We start from the raw sequence: 1,443 nt of genomic DNA, 5'->3' as shown, positions 1-1,443 counted from the left end.
GTTCACTGTGGCGCAGCGCTGGGGAGTGCTGCGCCCGCTGGAGGTGCAGGGGGGTCATCGTTCTGGTTCGGGACCAGGGCGATGAACTCTTCTCCATACCTCCGACTCAGCCGTTGCGAAGGCGACCACTGGTAGCGTCGCGTGACGGCCGGCGAGGGGAGACACGTGACGGACGATCACACCCTCGGGCTGACGCTGAGCGGCGGCGGCGCGTACGGCGCCGCACAGGCCGGAGTGCTGCAGGTGCTCGCCGAACGCGGCATCCGGCCCGGAATCGTCGCCGGGACGAGCGCGGGCGCGCTCCTCGGCGCCGCCTACGCCGCGGGATTCGGAGCCGACGCGATCGAGCGCGCGGTGCGCGGCTTCCGCTGGGGCGCGATCGCCCGCTGGTCCCTGCGTCCGCGCTGGGGTCTGCTCGACACGCACGCGGTCACCGACGCGATCCGCCGCATCCTCGGCCACGACCCGCTGATCGAGGACCTGCCGCGACGCTTCGGCGCCTACGCGACGGATCTGCGCACGCGCCGCGGCGTGATCCTCGACCGCGGACCGCTCAGCACGGCCCTCCGCGCGTCCGTCGCCGTGCCCGGTGTGCTGCCCCCGGTCCGCCGCGACGGCGCCCTGCTCGCCGACGGCGGCATGGTCGACAACGTCCCGGACTCCGTGACCCGCGCGCTCGGCGCGGAGCGCACGATCGTCGTCCGCCTGCACGCCAAGTGGGAGAACGTGCGGATGATGCGCACGGTCACCGCCACCGCCGACCTCGTCGCCGACCCGACGGTGATCCTCATCCAGCCCGAGATGGAGCGCATGGCGCAGTGGGTGATGAAGGACGTGCCGCGGCTCATCGCAGAGGGGCGTCGGGCGGCCGAGGAGGCCCTGGACGCCGCGGATCGCGACGGACGCCTCCTCTCCATCGCCTAGGAGCCGACTCGTCCGCCGCCCGGGAGCCCTTGAGGGTGCTTTCGAGGTGGATGCACAGGCGCCCATGCCCGTTCCCGCATATGCGAGCGCGTAGCGTGGGAGCCAGCGATCGGCGTCCGCCCTTGGCTCCAGCTCCGGCCTTCTGCCGGAACCAGGGAAGGCGCTCATCGATGACATCCGTACAGACTGAAATCCCCTCGCGTCTGGGTCCCGTGCGACAGACCTACGCCCGCAAGGAGGACTTCCCGCACGTCGCCCGTGCTTTCGTCGAGGTGTCGCGCGTCGTCCGCGAAATGGGACTGATGCAGCGCACCCCGCGGTTCTACATCCTCGTCGCCACGGCGATCGCGATCGCGTTCGGCGGAGCCATCGCGGGATTCGTCCTCCTGGGCGACAGCTGGTTCCAGCTACTCATCGCCGGGGTCTTCGGCATCCTCTTCACGCAGGTGGCCTTCCTCGCGCACGAGGCCGCGCATCGGCAGATCCTCGCCTCCGGTCCGGCAAACGACAAGCTCGCCC

1 protein-coding gene and 1 pseudogene are annotated in these 1,443 nt (G+C 71.2%); both read left to right on the top strand.

Annotated features, from left to right (window positions below; genetic code table 11):
* The first annotated feature begins 165 nt into the window (after positions 1 to 165).
* Positions 166 to 924 carry a patatin-like phospholipase family protein gene (locus B7X32_RS20870; protein ID WP_292724148.1) on the top strand — a complete coding sequence of 253 codons (759 nt, stop codon included), beginning with the start codon at positions 166 to 168 and terminating at the stop codon, positions 922 to 924.
* 170 nt (positions 925 to 1,094) lie between these two features.
* Positions 1,095 to 1,443 (top strand): annotated as a pseudogene (locus tag B7X32_RS20865) (acyl-CoA desaturase); the annotation flags it as partial.

Source organism: Microbacterium sp. 13-71-7 (assembly GCF_002257455.1).
Classification (GTDB): Bacteria; Actinomycetota; Actinomycetes; order Actinomycetales; family Microbacteriaceae; genus Microbacterium.
This window is presented reverse-complemented; position numbering and strand designations above follow the sequence as displayed.